Source organism: Maribellus luteus (assembly GCF_003576475.1).
GTDB lineage: Bacteria > Bacteroidota > Bacteroidia > Bacteroidales > Prolixibacteraceae > Draconibacterium > Draconibacterium luteum.
In genome coordinates this window covers 81,655-98,938 of record NZ_QWGR01000003.1, presented here as the reverse complement: position 1 = coordinate 98,938, position 17,284 = coordinate 81,655, and the positions used below count along the sequence as shown (strand labels likewise).

The following is a 17,284-nucleotide window of genomic DNA, read 5'->3' as shown; positions in this document are numbered from 1 at the left end:
ATTTTAAAATGTGATAGTGGCTCCAAGTGAATATATCTTATTCTGAGGATAATCAACAAACCTACCTCCACTAGTTCTTTCAGGGTCTAGATAAGGATATTGAGTTATAGTTAACAGGTTATCTCCCGAGAAATAGAGCCTTATTTTACTGATTTTTGCTTTTTCCAACCATGGTTGATTGAAGGTATAACCAAACTGTATGTTCTTAAGACGTAGATAGGACGCATCTTTTAGAAAATAAGTTGAATTAAGCCCACTTATTGAAGGAGTAGATCCTGCAATATATATTTTAGGCATTTCATTTGTTTTATTTGTTTCGGTCCATCGGTTTCTCCAATCGGTTGTTGGTACAGATCCCTGTCTAAAAGGTTCGAACCCCCAGCCATTTACGAAGAATTTGATGCCCTCAACACCTTGAAAGAATGCTGAAAAGAAGAAGTTTTTATACTCAGCGTTTAAATTGAACGCATATTCAAAATTGGCATATGCGCCATCTACCTCAATCCGGTCGTGAGCATCAATTTGCCCGTCAGGTTTTCCATCAGGGCCACTAATGTCGGCATATTTTAGGTCGCCTGGGCTCGGATTATAAGGTTGTTTTGGCGAGTTCTGTACCTCGGTTTCATCCTGGAATATTCCAATCCATTTGTACAAGTAGAATGTTCCGTAGGGTAATCCTTCTCTTAAAATAGTAGTTTCACCTATTTCTTCGTTTCCAAATTTTGTCAGTTCATTTCGATTTCTAGAGAAGTTTGCATTTACCGAGTATTTTAATCCATTACTTAGTTGGTCTCTGTAGGTCAAGTTTAGCTCAATTCCTTTGTTGGTTACTTCTCCATCATTTATGGTAGGGGCACTTAACCCGAGAGTTCCCGATACTTGGGATCCTCTTAGTATATCGCTAGTTACTTTTTTGTACCAGTCGAAATTAAATTCCAATTTATTTTCAAAAACTGAAAAATCTACACCGGCATCCCAAACTGCTGTTTTTTCCCATGAAATTTGTCTGTTTGCAATTCGTGAAGGAGCTGCACCCGATGATATTGACGCATTGTCAAAAGTATAGTCAGGTCCAAGATTGATTAATTCCTGATATGGATATGTTCCAATGTTTTGATTTCCTAATTTTCCCCAGGATAACCGTAGTTTAAGATTATCTAGCAAGGTAAAATGCTCCATGAATGATTCTTCAGATATTCTCCATCCGGCAGAGAATGAAGGGAAAACTCCCCATCGGTAGTCTGTTTGAAGGCGCGAAGTTCCATCGTAACGCATGTTCGCTTCAAACAAATAGCGGTCTTTGAAGTTGTAATTAAATCTGCCAAACAATGATTGTATTGCCCATTCATACGCTGTCCCTCCTGTAGTTTGCCCATCAGAAGCACCGGCATTTATTTCATGGAGATTATTTCCCGGAAACCCTTGTCTGTACCCACTTAACTCTTCGTATTTATATGCCTCCTGGTTATAACCGGCTAAGGCGGAAAAAGAATGTTCGTTTATTGTTTTAGTATAACTAAGGTGCGAATAAACTGTGGTTAGTATATCATTTTTGTCAGTTATTGATAAAGATTTTTGTGTGCCTCCAACATTAAGGTTTGTCGCAAAATCTCCTGTGAGGTAATTGTATTGAGGAACAAGCGGACGGAAAATTTTTCCTTTTGAGAAGTTCCCGTTTACTGCGGCCTTTGTATGCCAAATCAAATCTTTCGCCAGTGTGAACTCAAGCCATATGCTTGTGTTTACATTATATTTCCGTGTGTTATTGGTGGCTTCTTTGGCCACAGCGTAAGTATTCTTATTGTTCTCGTCCTGTCCGTATGCTTTGAAAGTGTATCTCCCAGAACCATCTGCAATAGTAGGGCCGTACATGGGAGCTTGGGCTAGCGTAGAAAGATACATGTCGGAAGCTGCATTTACAAAAGCATTTGTGTTACTGAAAAAAATGTTTGAGTTAGTACCAAATCGAATGTTGTTCGTGATTTCTGTTTTAGAGTTGAAACTAAATGTTACTTTTTCAAAGTCGAATCCCATCATAATTCCATCTTGGTTGGTATAATTTAACGAGGAATTAAACGAACTTTTAGCTGTTCCTCCACTAAAATTCAAGTTGTGGCTATATGCAAGTGCCGGATTAAATATAAGATCAAGCCAATCGTAATTCGGATAGAGATTACGGTCAGTTGCATTTTTGTATAAATCAATCGTTTCCTGAGGGTATTTTCTTGAGTCCGGTAGTCCACTGTTTGTAATTGCCTCGTTTTTCAGTTCCATATATTCTGCTGAATTTGTTATTACATCCAGCAGTTTTGTCGGGGAGTGAACTCCATAATTTATATCATAGGTGAGTTTGAATTGATTCTTGGTCCCGGTTTTGGTAGTGACCAAAATAACTCCATTTGCTGCCCTTGCTCCATAAATGGCAGCAGATGCAGCGTCTTTTAATATTGAAACCGACTCAATATCCAATGGATTTATAGTATTGATATTGCCAGCGATACCATCAATAATTACCAAGGGATCGGCTCCTGCACCGGAGAAAGTCCCTAACCCTCTGACCCGAAATCTGATCCCTTCGCTTCCGGGCTGTCCAGTACCTTGTGTTACAGACAACCCCGGGAGTCTTCCCTGTAGAGTAGAAGCTGTATTCGAGACTGGACGTTTAACAAGGTCATCTCCATTAACTGCTGCTACCGCTCCAGTTAAATTTGCTTTCTTTTGAACACCGTATCCAATGGCCACAACCTCATCAATCCCAATAGATTCGGGGGTGAGTTTTACATTGAGTGTTTGCTGGCCGCTGTATAGTATTTCCTGGGCTTTCATTCCCACAAAAGAGTAAATAAGAGTTGCATTATCGGGGATGTCTGCCAGTAGGTATTTACCGTCAGCATTGGTTATGGTTCCCTGTGTTGTGCCTTTTATCACTACTGTAACTCCCGGTAATGGTTGGCCGCTGTTGTCGGTTACTGTTCCCGAAAGCGTTTTTTGTTGTTGAGATAACTGAGATTGAGAATGCACCGCATTTTTCCCCGGACTCAGTAAAATCAAATTGTCTTCCATTACTTTATAGGTAACATCATGCCCGGCAAATATGTCGTTCAGAATTTCTTCAACGGTGGCATTTTTTGCATTAACCGATACCTGGCGTTCTACATCCACTTGTTCCCGGATATACAGGAAACGGAAGTTGCTTGACTCTTCGATCTGCTTCAGTACATCAACGATTTGCTGATTTTCAGTGTTAAAACTGAATTTTGTAGCCTGTGAGTAAACCGTTGCAGAAACCTGCATCAGTCCTACCAAAATGAGTATGGCTGTTAGTTTCATTGTTAACAATACTTTTTTTGCCCTTCTGCTGTGCAGAAAAGTATTCATACATTTTTTTTCCATAAATTTGAATGTTTTGATTAAACGTTTTATTGATGGCCTACATCAATCTGAATTTCAAAGCAATTGAGCTGACAGGTGTTCCCGCACTTGTCGGCTTTTCTTTTTGGTTCGTTTTATTTCATAATCAGTTCCTCCGTTTAAGTTTTGTTATGTCGTTTGCTATTTCTATTTTTTGCCCTACGATGGTATAGTTAATGGGAAGGGTTTCTTTAATGATGTCGAGAAATTCGATGATGGATTCGTTTTTGATGGTGCCATCAAAGTGCAACTCAAGTATTTCTTTGCTTTTTACATCGATTTCAACCCCGTATTTTCTTTCGAGAAGCATTACCAAGTCTTTCATATTCATGTTGACAAAGATGAGCTTGTTGTCTTTCCATGAGGAGAACCACTTGGGATTAACTTCCTTAATGTATAATTCTCTTGATTCTTTGTTGAGTACCACTTGTTCTCCTGGCTCTACAATGATATCCTGCGCCAGGATGAAGTTTCTCGTGGACTGTATAATGATTTGTCCTTCTTCGAGTGTCGTGGCTATTTCATTATCGTTCTCATAAGTCTTAATATTAAACTGTGTTCCGGTAACATTTACATCGTAATAAGGAGTGTGAACGACAAAAGGTCTGGTACTATCTTTTTTTACATCAAACCAGGCTTCTCCTTCCAGAAAAACTTCCCGATTCCCGTTTGCTCCTTCTACGCTGTATCTTACCCGTGAGTCGGCATTGAGAAAAATAACCGATCCGTCGGGAAGTATCATCTCCGAAACCGAACCTTTGGGCGAATGAGAGGTATAATAAACCGGTTCTTTGGGGACTGAAGTGATATGCATTGCATATACTCCGGTGATTATGCCAATCACTACTGCAGCAGCAATTTTCCCGATGTAGGTTAAATGACGTACGTTTGCTTTTCTTGGGGATTTGGTTTGTTCAATTTTTGTCCACACCCTGGTGAAAATGGTTTTAAAATCAGGTGATGCCGAGGTATTGTTGCTGTTTGCTAATGAAAGGTCATCCAGAAGTTTTTCTTTGATTGCAAATTCGTTTTCAGGCGAATGAAACAGTGCAAGCATCTCCTGACTCTCCGGTGTATCAGTGTTTTGGTCTTTCCCTTTTTCGAATATATGGTGAATTCGTTTTTTCATTCCTTTTTCAATTGATAGTAATACGTTTTAGTTTGTTGATTTACTCATCTGGATTATTTTTTTTTTATTCCGAACAAAAAGCCGCCTAGAGAATTCAGGGCGACTTTAAATTAAAACTAAACTAAAACTACTTTTGGTAGTAAATATCTCCTTGGTATATATAAGTACGATTGAGCGCTTGGATTTACTCATTGTAAATCGATAAAGAATAATGATTGTTAATGAAGTCTGACTAAGTAAATTTCTACCCGCAGATTATATGGAAGAAAAGCAGGGCAATAAAGGATTCGCTGGCAAAATGTTTTTTCAAAAAGGTGAGCGCCCGGTATAAATGATTTTCAACAGTGCGTTTGGAAAGGTTCATCTGTTGGGCGATTTCATCGTTACTGAAACCTTCGAGTTTACTCAAACGAAATATCTTTTGCTGTTGTTCGGGCATTTGTGCAAGCAGTGTGTTGAGGTTCTGTTGCATTTCTTCAAAAATTACGGAGTGCCAGGTGTAATTTTCATTGGTTGTATAATTCAGGCGGGCATAATCCAGAAATGCGCTCTCAATGTTTTTTCGCCGGATGAAATCGTAAATGGTATTGACGGCAATCTTAAAAATAAAGGCTTTAATGTTCTGTGACGTATTTAGCAAGTCTCTTTTTTCCCAAATCTTGAGAAAAACATTTTGAACCAGCTCTTCCGTGTCGTCCTCGTTTTTCAGATAAGAGAACGAAAAATTGTATATGCGTGGAGCATATTTTTCAAAAAGTTCCTGGAAAGCTTTTTTTTCGTCTTGTTTTATTCGGGAAGCAAGGTTCTGGTCTGCTATTTCTCTTGATGAGTTCAATGTTTAGTTAATTTCAGGTAAATGTAATTTAATTTTAATGGATTTTCAAAGCGATAATTTTATGAAAGGTAACAACTAAAAAAGAGAGCGGAGATTTCATCTGTTTACCTGCTAGGCTAATTAAATTCTATTATTCTTTAATTAACAGGAAACAATAATGTTTTACCGGAATAATATCAAACTTTAGATGCTTTTTTGTCGACAGGTTCAGGGTGAACCGTTGTAATGTAACCAAATTCTTTTTTTATGATCTTTTCAACCCCGGTGCATATTTCGTGCGCATCTTCGAGCGACATGTGCGACGGGAGTTTGATGTGGCAACTCATTTCGGTGTGGTTCCCGTAGTTATGCAAATGAATATGGTGAATATGCAAGGGGACATTGGAACTTTTTTGTGCCGTTTTACTGATCGATGCGAGCAATTCTTCACTGGGACTCTCTCCGAGCAAAGATGTAATTTCCTTCGACAATATCTCGTAACTGGCATACCCGATCATGATAGCAACAATGAATCCCAAAACAGCATCGGTAAACCAAAAGTACTTGCCCAGTCCTATGCCGGCCAAAATCACTACCGACGAAAGTGCGTCGGTGCGGTGGTGCCAGCCATCGGCCTTGAGGATCGACGATTTTGTTTTTCGGTAAGCCCAGAAGGCATATTGAGACATGGCTTCTTTGGCAACAATCGACACAATGGTAACTATCCAGGCAATGGGGCCGAATACCGTTTGCTCGCGTGAGCTGAATTTTTCGAAGGCGCTTAGAATAAAATCGAAGGCAACAATGGCAAGTAAAACTCCAATAATAATGGCTGAAATATGCTCGGCGCGCCCGTGCCCAAAGGGATGATCGTCGTCGGCAGGTTTATTGGAAATCTTGCCTCCAATAAGCACAATTACAGAAGAAACAGAGTCGCTTAAAGTGTGCCAGGCATCGGCTGTAAGGGCGATCGATCCGGTTACAATTCCTGCCCAATATTTTAAGCCAAATAAAAGGGTGTTGGCAATAATGGATATCCAACCTTCTTGTTTAATGTATTTTGCCTTGTCCTCCATAGTGCAGAAACATGTGGCAAAAATACCAAAAAAGATCAGACATGGAAATCTTATTGATTCTGCATCCAGTTATTTAGCTGAGGCCTGTAATTGCGGCCAACCGGAAGCTTTTTGCCTTTAATTTCCACAAATCCGGGTCCCACCGTTTCAATCTTTGAAATGGAAATAATAAAGCTGCGGTGGATTTGTAAGAATCGATCAGGCGGAAGACTTTCCTGTAAATGGCTGATTCGTTCCTTGGTTATTATTTTCTGGGTGCTTGTGTGTGCGATTACATAGTCGCCAAGGCTTTCAAAATACAAAACGTCGGTAAGATTTACTTTGTAATGCTTCTTGTCGGCCTTTAGGAAAATGAAGTCTGCTTCTTTGGGAGCTGCTGTGTTTCCTCCCGTTTTTTCGGGCAGCGACTGCTGGTCAAGAAAATGCTGGATGGCACGGGCAAAGCGCTCAAACGAAATGGGTTTTAACAGGTAATCGACTACTTGCAGCTCAAATGCCTCAATGGCATAATCGCGGTAAGCGGTGGTGAAAATTACTTTGGGCGGGTGGCTGAGCGACCGGATAAAATCGACACCGGTAAGTTGCGGCATTTGAATATCACAAAACAGCAGGTCAACTTTTTCTTTTGAAAGAATGCGCATAGCCTCCAGTGCGTTGTTGCACTCGGCTACAACTGCAAAGTCGGTAAATGCAGCCAGGTGTTTCCGGATCACCCGAATGGCGATCGGTTCGTCGTCTATGATTAAACAGCGGTACATGTTACGATTCAAGTTCAAGAATTAAATTTACAGAAAAACTTTCTGACAGTTCTTCCACGCGCAAAATGTATTTCCCCGGATACAGTAAATCCAGTCTTTTTCGAACGTTTACCAGGCCAATTCCGTTGCTGTAGCTTTGTTCCTTTACTTTTATCGGATTGCGAGAGTTTACAACAGAAAAACTCAGGTTCTTATCGCTTAGTTGTGCGTTGATGTTTACAAAGGCCACCCCCGGAAAATGGCTTACACCGTGTTTAAAGGCATTCTCCACAAAAGGCAAAAGGATCAACGGAGCAATCTTCAGGTCATCAGTTTTATCTGGGAATTCGAGGGTGAGTTTTAACTTGTCAGGATACCTGATTTTTTCAATCTCGATGTAGTTTTTCAGATTGGCAAGCTCTTCCGAAAGACCCACCAGTTTGGCATCGCAGCGGTATAAAATATAATCCAGAATGTCTGATAACTGGAGTACCAGCGTTGGTGCCTCGTCCGATTTTTCGAGCGTGAGGCCGTACAGGTTATTCAGTGTGTTGAACAGAAAGTGCGGGTGAACCTGGGCTTTCAATAATTTTAATTCGGCTTCTTTCAGTTTTAGTTCTGTTATGAGTTGCGCCTTTTCGAGTTCGTTTTTTTCCTGTTGCATAAAAAATGCCCGCTTTACCTGTTTGATGGCAATTCCCATAAAAATGATAAAATGAAGCGAAACTACTTGCAGTTCGGGATGCAGTAAGGTTGGCGAAATAGCGGCTTTGTTGCTTAAAATGTAAAACAGGGCATAAAACACGATCAGAAACGACAACCATATTCCGGCAAGCAGTGTATAAAAACTGTACAGAAAAAATCGAGTGTACCGCTTCTTCCAAAGAAAGCGTGGAAAAAGAAAATGGTTAAAAAAATAGGTTTCCGAAATGGCAACCGGGAGCAGGCCCGCGGAGAAAATGATGGTGGCTTCCCGAAATTCACTGTTCCAGCTAAAAAGAGCGAAGTAGAAAAAAGCCACAATAACCCAAAACAGCAGGTGGTAAGCAATGCGAAAGGTCTTTGACCGCCGGGCAAGTTGAATAATGTGTTGAATCCGATCTGTCATAGTGCAATTAAAAGTAGCAATTTATTACATAACCGGATCAGTGAGAAATTGTATCGACCAAGTTTATTCAATTGCAGCTAAACGACTTTATTTCGCCAGGTTTTGTAGTTTTAACGAGAGAATGTCATATGGGTGTGAATTTAGGGCGTTGATCGATTAAATGGTCTGGATTTGGGCAAGGTGCAGTAGTTTGGTTTCAGGATAAACTAAAAATTCAAGTCATGAACATCTTTGAAATCTTTTATGTAGGCGGACCTCTTTTTATGGGGATTATTTCCTGCTTAGCGCTTTTAGCCTTTGGTGTTTTTATTCTGAAAGTAGTTCAGGTAGTTAAGCATCAGTATACATTGAAAGGATTGGATTTAATTCTGCTGGCCGGATCGGTTGCCGTTGCGGTCGGAGTTTTAGCTCAAATTATCGGAATTGTGCAGGCTCTCGAAGCGATTCGGAACGCAGCAGATGTTTCCCCTGCAATTGTTGCAGGAGGAGCAATCGTCAGTTTTTATACGCCGATTTACGGGCTCCTTGTTTTTATTTTTTCGATGATCTTTTATTTTGTAATGAAAGAGATCATCAAAGCCAGAATGGACAGAAACAATTAAACTTTGAGAGAAAAAACAGGAAAGGGCCGGTTGTCTGCAGATAGCCGGCTTATTTTATTTTGTCCGAAACCTTGCCGATCAGTTTATTCAACAACGGTATCCGGTTCAGTTTGGTAAAAAGGCTGCCTCGTCCGTAGTGCAATAAAATATTGCGGATGTACACAAACAAACCTAAACTGTGTGAGGCAAACAAAACCGGGTCGATGCGTGCGATGGAATAAGTAAAGATCATCAAAGAACCAAAAGTGCTGATGATCCAGAATCCGAGCGGAAGCAGCGATTCTTTTTCGCGTTCGGAATAAATCCACTGGTAAAAGAAACGTGAAATAAATACGAGCTGCGCCACGATTCCCCATATCATCCAAAAAAGAGTAACGTCTTTGTTTCTGAAAATGGAGTTAAAGTTTCCGGAAAATACCAGCCAAAGTAAATAAGAGATGGGCACCAAAACAGCCAAAGACCGCGCTATCCAGTGCATTCTTCTCCAGGCCCCTTTTAGCTGAAGGTTACGAATGTAAATGGTATAAACCAGTGATTGTCCCACAACAATGGCAAAGTCGTTTCGCAAAATTCCGTAGGTGAGCATTATGATGGAAGCCACCAAACTGATTTGCCAGTAAACGATCGGGGAGAGCACTTCGCCTTCTTTTTCCGATTTAAACCACTGAGTGATTGTGCGGATGAAGAACAAACCCTGGGCAAGAAAGCCCAGTCCTATGATAAAAATGTTGTCCATACAATTTTAATCGGGCGCAAAAGTATAAAGAATATCGAACAGTAAGTTGCTGAGTTTATATTTCTTTCAGCTTCTTAAGCGTTTCGCGGGCTGCATTTTGGTGCGCCTCTTTTTTCGAGGTTCCCGAGCCACGGCCAACTTCCGCATTGTCGATTTTTACAACCGCATGAAATTTGGGTTGTTTGAGTTTTTCATCGGTTTCTTCGCTGGTTTCAAACTCAACCTCGCGTTTGTTTTTCTGGCTCCACTCAATCAGCTGGCTTTTAAAGTTCGAATCTTCCTGTTCTATTTCGTTCAGGTTAACAAACTGGGAAAGGATCTTTTTAGTAACAAAAAACTTTGCTGAGTGGTAATCCCGGTCCAGGTAAATGGCGCCAATCAATGCTTCGAGCGCATCACCGTAAATGTGGCTTTTATCAATTTTTTTGGTGGTATTGGAATCGATAAAAACATGTAAACCCATGTCGTGGGTTAGTTGGGTAAGAAAAGCCCGGTTTACGAGTTTCGAGCGGGTTTTTGTCAGAAATCCTTCGTCTTCGTGCGGAAAACGGTTGTAGAGGAAGTCGGCAATAATAGCACCTAAAATCGCATCGCCGAGGTATTCAAGCCGCTCGTTGTTTACAAAGTTGCCTTGCGAATCGACCGTTGAAGCCGACTTGTGGATAAAAGCAAGGTCGTAAAGTTTTAGGTTGCGGGGGTAAAAACCTAGCAGGTCTTTTAAAAACAAGTAAAACTCTCTTCGTTCTGATGAAAAGAGTTTTACTCGTTGTACTATCTTTCTAACCACAGTTTTCTAAAATTTTTTGAAAACCAAAGTAGCATTATGACCACCAAAACCAAAGGTGTTGCTGATAGCAAACTTAATTTCCCTTTCCTTGGCCTTGTTGAATGTAAAATCCAACTTGCTGTCGATCTCAGGATCGTCAGTAAAATGGTTGATCGTAGGGGGTACAATGCTATTTTGAATGGCTAAAATGCTGGCAAGGCCTTCTACCGCTCCGGCAGCTCCCAAAAGGTGGCCGGTCATTGATTTGGTAGAACTGATGCTAAGTTTATAAGCATGATCTCCAAAGGTTTTAATAATCGCCTTTGGTTCGGCAATGTCTCCCAAGGGAGTCGACGTTCCGTGAACATTGATGTAGTCCACATCTTCGGGTTTTATTCCCGCGTCTTCCAATGCCCATTTCATTACAAGGCTGGCGCCTCTTCCGTCGGGATCGGGTGCTGTCATATGGAAAGCATCTCCTGACATTCCTCCTCCGGCAACTTCTGCATAAATCTTAGCACCTCTGCTTACTGCATGTTCATATTCTTCAAGAATAAATGCAGCAGAGCCCTCAGCAATAACAAAACCGTCGCGGTCTTTATCAAAAGGACGCGAAGCAGTTTTAGGATCGTCATTGCGGGTTGAAAGTGCGCGCATGGAATTAAATCCAGCCACTCCGGCTTCGTTCACACCAGCTTCAGAACCCCCGGTCACTATCATATCTGCTTTTCCCATGCGAATCATGTTAAAAGCATCGATAATAGCGTGGGTGGAAGAAGCACACGCACTAACAGTGGTGTAGTTCGGACCTCTGAATCCGTACTTGATAGAAACCAGTCCTCCGGCAATGTTAGCAATCATTTTCGGGATAAAAAACGGTGAAAAGCGTGGTCGCTCTTCACTGTAGGCGCGAACTTCCTCGTGGAAAGTTTGCAGGCCTCCAATTCCGGCTCCCCAAATAACGCCAACCCGGTCACCGTCAACCTTTTCCAAATCGAGGCCACTGTCTTCAATGGCCTGGGCAGTGCTCGCAAACGCGTATTGTGTAAACAAGTCGTGTTTGCGAACCTCCTTTTTGTCAATGTAAAGAAGAGGATCGAAATTTTTTACTTCACAAGCAAATTGAGTAACATGCTTCGAAGCATCGAAGTGAGTTATGGGACCGGCCCCACTCACTCCTTTTTTCAGGTTCTCCCAGTACTCTTGAACGGAGTTACCCAATGGATTAACGGTACCAACACCGGTTATTACTACCCGTTTTAATTCCATAAATGAAAAATAATATGTGTCAGATTACTTAACGGCAGATTCGATGTGAGCGATTGCTTCACCTACAGTAGAAATTTTTTCTGCTTCGTCGTCCGGAATAGCAAGATCGAATTCTTTCTCGAATTCCATAATTAATTCTACGGTGTCAAGTGAATCAGCGCCTAAGTCATTGGTGAAAGAAGCTTCAGGAACTACTTCACTCTCGTCAACACCTAGCTTATCAACGATTATAGCTTTTACTTTTGCTGCAACGTCAGACATAACTTTTAATTTTAATTAATACTAATTTTTGTTTTAAATAATTCGCTGCAAAGTAATACATTTACGCTCGAAATTTCCAAGAAAATCTTTAAAAAAGATGTTAACACGGCAAGTATCTTACACCCTAAATGCCTAAATTTGAATTATTTGTTTAAAAGTTCGAAATCAAAATAGACAATAAAAAATGAGTCAAAAAAGAATCGCAATTCTCGCTTCCGGATCGGGTACAAATGCCGAAAATATTTTCAAATATTTTGCTGATAGCAAGGATGTTGTGGTAGATTCGTTGTGGTCGAACAAAGCCGATGCTTACGCGCTGGTGCGTGCCCGTAATTTTGGGGTGGATACCTTTGTGTTTGACCGTGAAAAATTCTACCAAACTGATACGGTAGCGGATACGTTAAGAGAACGTAAAGTGGACCTGATTGTGCTGGCCGGATTTCTTTGGTTGATCCCCGAAAGCCTGGTTTCGTCTTTTCCAATTATTAATATACACCCGGCACTTTTGCCTAAATACGGAGGAAAAGGAATGTACGGAATGAATGTTCACCGGGCTGTGGTGGAAAACGGCGACAAGGAATCGGGAATTTCTATCCATTATGTGAACGAGAACTACGACGAAGGGAAACTGATATTTCAGGCTAAATGTCCGGTTTCTTCTGAAGACACGCCAGAGCAGGTGGCTGCAAAGGTGCATGAGCTGGAGTACCGGTATTTCCCGCAGGTAATTGCACAGGTGTTAAGCGAAAAGTAAGAAAAACAGGGCTGGTGGTTAATAAATTCTACAATTTAACATATCCTGTTAAATAATGTTAAGGGGCGAAATCAGGGCTTTTTAATCAATTTATATTTGGAGCATGAGTCGTAAAATGCTGATAACGCTAATTGTGCTGATGGCCATTGTGCTTTCAGGTTTGATTTTGGTACAGACTACTATGATCAAGTCTGCTTCAGATATCCGGGAGGAGCAGTTTGACCAGCTGGTGCAAAATGCGCTGAACATGGTTGCTATTCAATTGGATTTAGATGAGCAACGATTGGCGAGGGAGTATGCGCGGCGGGGAGAACTTCCCGGAATGAACGGGAAAAGAGAAGAACTTGGAAATGTATTTCCCTACAACAGTCCGGCAAGAGGAACGCTGAGTTTTAGTCTCAGTTATTCCAATCAGGGAGTTATTAGCCGCTTTGAAGAGCAATACGAAGTTCAGGTTGGCGACCCCTCTGACTCTCTTTCGATGATGGGAGTGGAAGGCTTTATGAAGCAGAGTTTGGAGCAACAACGCCGGAGGAAAGAGTGGTTGCGTAACGCTGATTGGTGGAATTACAAGATAGCGCTGGAAGATATGCCTCTTGAGGAGCGCATTGATTCAACCCGGGTAAAAGCTTTCCTGGATGCGGCAATGGCACAATTTCGGATCGATCTGGAATACAAATATGCCATCAAGAATTCAACCATGGCTAAAGAGACCATTCTTTTTGGTGATAGTGATTATAATCCTAAAAATAGGGGAGAATATCCTCAGCTGTTATTTCAGAACGATTATTACGGCCCAAAACCTAATTACCTAAACGTTTATTTTCCGCATCGGAAACGTTATTTGTTTCGACAGACCGGACTGACTATTATACCTACTATTATTCTGACTGGTTTACTAATTGCCATTTTTGCCTATGCAATTTTGGTCATTATGCGGCAGAAAAAACTTTCAAATATCAAGAACGACTTTATCAATAATATGACGCACGAGCTGAAAACGCCGATCTCAACAATCTCGCTGGCAAGCCAAATGTTGCAGGACGGTAGTATTGCAAATACTCCGTCTACCATCGAGCATGTGTCGAAGGTGATTTTTCAGGAAAGCAAACGCCTTAGTTTCCAGGTGGAAAAGGTGCTTCAGATGGCTGTGTTTAACGAAGGTCGCTTAAAGTTGAAGCTTCGGGAATTTGATGTGAACAAGATGATCGAGACGGTTACCTCCAATTTCGAGCTTCGGGTAAAAAACAAAAATGGAGTACTGCATACCGAAATTATGGCAGAGGATGCTGTAATAAAAGGAGATGAAGTGCATATTACCAATGTTATTTTTAACTTGCTGGATAATGCGATGAAATACAGCAGGGAAAATCCTGAGATTTGGGTGAGAACAGAAAACCGGAAGAATCAGGTAATGATTTCGGTACAGGATAATGGCATAGGAATTGGGAAGGAACACCATGATCAGATATTTGATCGCTTTTACAGGGTTCCTACCGGAAATGTACACGATGTAAAGGGCTTTGGGTTGGGACTGAGTTATGTGAAAAAAATTGTGGATTTGCACAACGGAACCATAAAGGTTGAAAGTGCTTTAAACAAAGGGACGAAGTTTAAAATCTATTTCCCACAAATAAATAATTAACCATGGAACAAAAAACAAAATTATTACTTGCCGAAGATGATGAGAATTTAGGTCTGTTGTTAAAAGAATACCTGATTGCCAAAGGCTTTGATGCTGATTTATATCCAGACGGAGAAGCAGCCTACAAAGGTTTCATGAAAGAGCATTATGATATTTGTATTCTGGATGTTATGATGCCCAAAAAAGATGGCTTTACGCTGGCCAAAGACATTCGGATTGTAAATGCAGATATTCCTGTACTTTTCCTGACGGCAAAAAACATGAAGGAAGATGTGCTGGAAGGTTTCAAAATTGGTGCCGACGATTACATTACTAAGCCCTTTAGTATGGAAGAGCTCATTATGCGCATTGAAGCCATTCTGCGGAGGACTTCTCAGGAAGGTCAGTCAGGAGCACAGCAAGTATTTACGCTGGGGCGTTTTACTTTCGATACCAGGAAACAGACGCTTACTGAAGGCGAAGAATCAGTAAAACTGACAACGAAAGAGTCGGAGTTGCTGAAGCTTCTGTGCCAGAATGCCAATAAAGTTCTGGAGCGTAACTACGCATTAAAGTCGATTTGGATCGATGACAACTATTTTAATGCCCGAAGTATGGATGTTTACATTACCAAACTTCGCAAGCATTTGAAAGACGAACCAACCGTAGAGATTATAAATGTACACGGAAAAGGTTATAAACTGATCATGTAAGAGCCTATCATATACAATGGAAAAGCCCGGAACTCCCGGGCTTTTTCATTGTATATCGTTTGAAGTATTAATCTAATTTAAGTACAGCAAGGAAGGCTTTTTGCGGAACTTCCACGTTTCCAACCTGTTTCATTCGTTTTTTGCCTTTTTTCTGTTTTTCCAGCAGTTTTCGTTTACGGGTAATGTCCCCTCCGTAACACTTGGCAGTTACATCTTTTCGTACGGCCTTAATGGTTTCACGGGCAATGATTTTTGCTCCGATTGCGGCCTGGATGGCAATATCGAACTGTTGACGGGGGATCAATTCCTTTAGTTTTTCGCACATGCGACGCCCAAAGTTGTACGCATTGTCAAAGTGGATCAAGGTTGAAAGTGCATCTACCATTTCGCCGTTCAGCAGAATATCTAAACGAACCAGTTTCGCCGGTTTGTACCCGTTCATATGGTAGTCGAACGAAGCATAACCTTTTGATATACTTTTTAATTTATCGTAAAAGTCGAAAACGATCTCTCCCAGGGGGATATTGAAAATTAATTCAGCACGCTCGGCGGTCAGGTAATTTTGGCTAACCAGTTCTCCTCGCTTTTCCAGGCAAAGTGTCATAACCGAGCCGATAAAATTGGACGCCGTAATAATGTTGGCCCGGATGTAGGGCTCATCAATTTCGTCAATCGTACTTGCGGCAGGCATTCCGGAGGGGTTGTAAACCGTTTGCGTAGTCCCGTCGTTAAGGTGTACCTGGTACGAAACGTTGGGAACAGTGGTAATAACGTTCATGTCGAACTCGCGTTCCAGTCGCTCCTGTATGATTTCCATGTGTAGCAGCCCCAAAAATCCGCAGCGGAACCCAAAACCAAGCGCTGCTGACGATTCCGGCTCAAATGTCAGCGAAGCGTCGTTGAGCTGCAATTTGTCCATTGCTGCGCGCAGGTCTTCATAATCTTCCGCATCAATCGGGTAAACTCCTGCAAATACCATCGGCTTTACTTCCTCAAAACCTTCGATGGCTTTGTCGCAAGGTTTACTAACATGCGTAATGGTATCTCCAACTTTAACTTCCTTAGCGGTTTTTATTCCGGAAATAATGTAGCCTACGTCTCCCGGCCCCAAGACATCCCTTGGGTGCAGGCTGAGTTTTAGCACACCTACTTCGTCGGCATCATACTGTTTACCGGTAGCCACAAACTTAACCATGTCTTTTTTACGGATCTGGCCGTTTCTGATTTTAAAGTAGGCAATAATTCCTCTGAACGAATTAAAAACCGAGTCAAAGATCAATGCCTGCAATGGCGCATCGGGATCTCCTTTCGGGTGAGGAATTTTATGAATGATGGCATGCAGGATCTCTTCAACGCCTTCTCCGGTTTTTCCGCTGGCACGAATAATGTCTTCGTGGTCACAGCCGATCAGGTCAATGATCTGCTCTTCCACCACTTCGGGCATGGCATTGGGAAGGTCCATTTTATTTAACACCGGAATAATTTCCAGGTCGTGCTCAATGGCCAGATAAAGGTTCGAAATGGTTTGTGCCTGGATTCCCTGCGTTGCATCAATAATCAGCAAAGCACCTTCGCAGGCAGCAATCGACCGCGAAACTTCGTAAGAAAAGTCAACGTGTCCGGGGGTGTCAATCAGGTTTAGTTTGAAATCTTTGCCTTCATACTGGTAGTCCATCTGAATGGCATGACTTTTAATGGTAATGCCTCTCTCTTGTTCAAGATCCATGCTGTCAAGTACTTGGGCGTGCATCTCACGCTCGCCAATCGTTTTGGTAAATTCTAAAAGTCGATCGGCAAGGGTACTCTTCCCATGATCAATATGTGCGATGATGCAAAAATTACGTATGTTTTCCATTTACTAAACCATTATAAACTTTTCGAAAGCAGGCTTTCTTGATTTGCCGCAAAGATATTTAAATTTTCAGATTACAATGTGTCTAAATAGCTGGCTAGGTAATTTTCTGGCGCAGCTAAACGGTTTTATTATAAGATGATACGATGTCCGGAGATCAGGGGTCCTGTATTGCGTTCTCTTTTTTAGGATTTATTAAGATTTGGACCCCTGTTTAGGTCCGACTTTTGTGATGTGCATTGATACGTTCTTGAAAGAAATGATAGTAAGTCGGCAAGATGTGAAAAACTGTTAAAAACGAATCACATTCTAATAAAACAGGATCGAAAATATCTTTTGGCACGGAAATTGTAAAATGTTTTTCAGCATGAAAACAATTAAACTGTCAGACAGAAAACAGTTTTTTTAGAAACAATAAAGATACTTCACAGC

General features: G+C 41.3%; 15 protein-coding genes. 4 read left to right on the top strand and 11 right to left on the bottom strand.

The window, feature by feature from the left end:
- Positions 1 to 3 precede the first annotated feature (3 nt).
- From D1614_RS06040 to D1614_RS06015, 6 genes are all read right to left on the bottom strand, one after another.
- Positions 4 to 3,294, bottom strand: a complete 3,291-nt coding sequence (locus tag D1614_RS06040; protein WP_162304426.1) for a TonB-dependent receptor — start codon at positions 3,292 to 3,294, stop codon at positions 4 to 6.
- Positions 3,295 to 3,517: 223 nt separating this feature from the next.
- Positions 3,518 to 4,540, bottom strand: a complete 1,023-nt coding sequence (locus D1614_RS06035; RefSeq protein ID WP_119437008.1) for a FecR family protein — start codon at positions 4,538 to 4,540, stop codon at positions 3,518 to 3,520.
- Positions 4,541 to 4,784: 244 nt separating this feature from the next.
- Positions 4,785 to 5,375: an RNA polymerase sigma factor gene (locus D1614_RS06030; RefSeq protein WP_119437007.1), complete on the bottom strand. Its 591-nt coding sequence runs from the start codon at positions 5,373 to 5,375 to the stop codon at positions 4,785 to 4,787.
- A 176-nt stretch (positions 5,376 to 5,551) separates the two neighbouring features.
- Positions 5,552 to 6,430, bottom strand: a complete 879-nt coding sequence (locus D1614_RS06025) for a cation diffusion facilitator family transporter (protein WP_119437006.1) — start codon at positions 6,428 to 6,430, stop codon at positions 5,552 to 5,554.
- Between the two features lie 50 nt (positions 6,431 to 6,480).
- Positions 6,481 to 7,188 carry a LytR/AlgR family response regulator transcription factor gene (locus D1614_RS06020; RefSeq protein WP_119437005.1) on the bottom strand — a complete coding sequence of 236 codons (708 nt, stop codon included), beginning with the start codon at positions 7,186 to 7,188 and terminating at the stop codon, positions 6,481 to 6,483.
- 1 nt (position 7,189) lies between these two features.
- The gene (locus D1614_RS06015) at positions 7,190 to 8,275 is read right to left on the bottom strand and encodes a sensor histidine kinase (RefSeq protein WP_119437004.1); all 1,086 of its coding nucleotides are present in this window, start codon (positions 8,273 to 8,275) and stop codon (positions 7,190 to 7,192) included.
- 221 nt (positions 8,276 to 8,496) lie between these two features.
- Between D1614_RS06015 and D1614_RS06010 the strand changes: the two genes are divergently transcribed.
- The gene (locus D1614_RS06010) at positions 8,497 to 8,877 is read left to right on the top strand and encodes a MotA/TolQ/ExbB proton channel family protein (RefSeq protein ID WP_119437003.1); all 381 of its coding nucleotides are present in this window, start codon (positions 8,497 to 8,499) and stop codon (positions 8,875 to 8,877) included.
- Positions 8,878 to 8,926: 49 nt separating this feature from the next.
- Here D1614_RS06010 and D1614_RS06005 read toward each other — a convergent pair whose 3' ends face one another.
- From D1614_RS06005 to D1614_RS05990, 4 genes are read right to left on the bottom strand one after another with little or no spacing between them, the layout of a single operon-like run.
- The gene (locus D1614_RS06005) at positions 8,927 to 9,613 is read right to left on the bottom strand and encodes a lipid-A-disaccharide synthase N-terminal domain-containing protein (RefSeq protein ID WP_119437002.1); all 687 of its coding nucleotides are present in this window, start codon (positions 9,611 to 9,613) and stop codon (positions 8,927 to 8,929) included.
- Between the two features lie 55 nt (positions 9,614 to 9,668).
- Positions 9,669 to 10,400, bottom strand: coding sequence for a ribonuclease III (gene rnc / locus D1614_RS06000; protein WP_119437001.1), 732 nt, complete (start codon positions 10,398 to 10,400; stop codon positions 9,669 to 9,671).
- 6 nt (positions 10,401 to 10,406) lie between these two features.
- The gene (fabF, locus tag D1614_RS05995; protein WP_119437000.1) at positions 10,407 to 11,648 is read right to left on the bottom strand and encodes a beta-ketoacyl-ACP synthase II; all 1,242 of its coding nucleotides are present in this window, start codon (positions 11,646 to 11,648) and stop codon (positions 10,407 to 10,409) included.
- A gap of 24 nt (positions 11,649 to 11,672) precedes the next feature.
- Positions 11,673 to 11,909 (bottom strand): acyl carrier protein, encoded by a 237-nt coding sequence (locus D1614_RS05990; protein WP_119436999.1) that lies wholly within the window; start codon positions 11,907 to 11,909, stop codon positions 11,673 to 11,675.
- A 184-nt stretch (positions 11,910 to 12,093) separates the two neighbouring features.
- Between D1614_RS05990 and purN the strand changes: the two genes are divergently transcribed.
- The 3 genes from purN to rprY all read left to right on the top strand — a co-directional run bounded on the left by purN (position 12,094) and on the right by rprY (position 15,000).
- On the top strand, positions 12,094 to 12,663 hold the full coding sequence (gene purN / locus D1614_RS05985) for a phosphoribosylglycinamide formyltransferase (protein WP_119436998.1): 570 nt from the start codon (positions 12,094 to 12,096) through the stop codon (positions 12,661 to 12,663).
- A 103-nt stretch (positions 12,664 to 12,766) separates the two neighbouring features.
- Positions 12,767 to 14,308, top strand: coding sequence for a sensor histidine kinase (locus D1614_RS05980; protein ID WP_119436997.1), 1,542 nt, complete (start codon positions 12,767 to 12,769; stop codon positions 14,306 to 14,308).
- Positions 14,309 to 14,310: 2 nt separating this feature from the next.
- Positions 14,311 to 15,000: a response regulator transcription factor RprY gene (gene rprY / locus D1614_RS05975; RefSeq protein WP_119436996.1), complete on the top strand. Its 690-nt coding sequence runs from the start codon at positions 14,311 to 14,313 to the stop codon at positions 14,998 to 15,000.
- A 67-nt stretch (positions 15,001 to 15,067) separates the two neighbouring features.
- Here rprY and lepA read toward each other — a convergent pair whose 3' ends face one another.
- The gene (gene lepA / locus D1614_RS05970; RefSeq protein WP_119436995.1) at positions 15,068 to 16,855 is read right to left on the bottom strand and encodes a translation elongation factor 4; all 1,788 of its coding nucleotides are present in this window, start codon (positions 16,853 to 16,855) and stop codon (positions 15,068 to 15,070) included.
- Between the last annotated feature and the right edge of the window lie 429 nt (positions 16,856 to 17,284).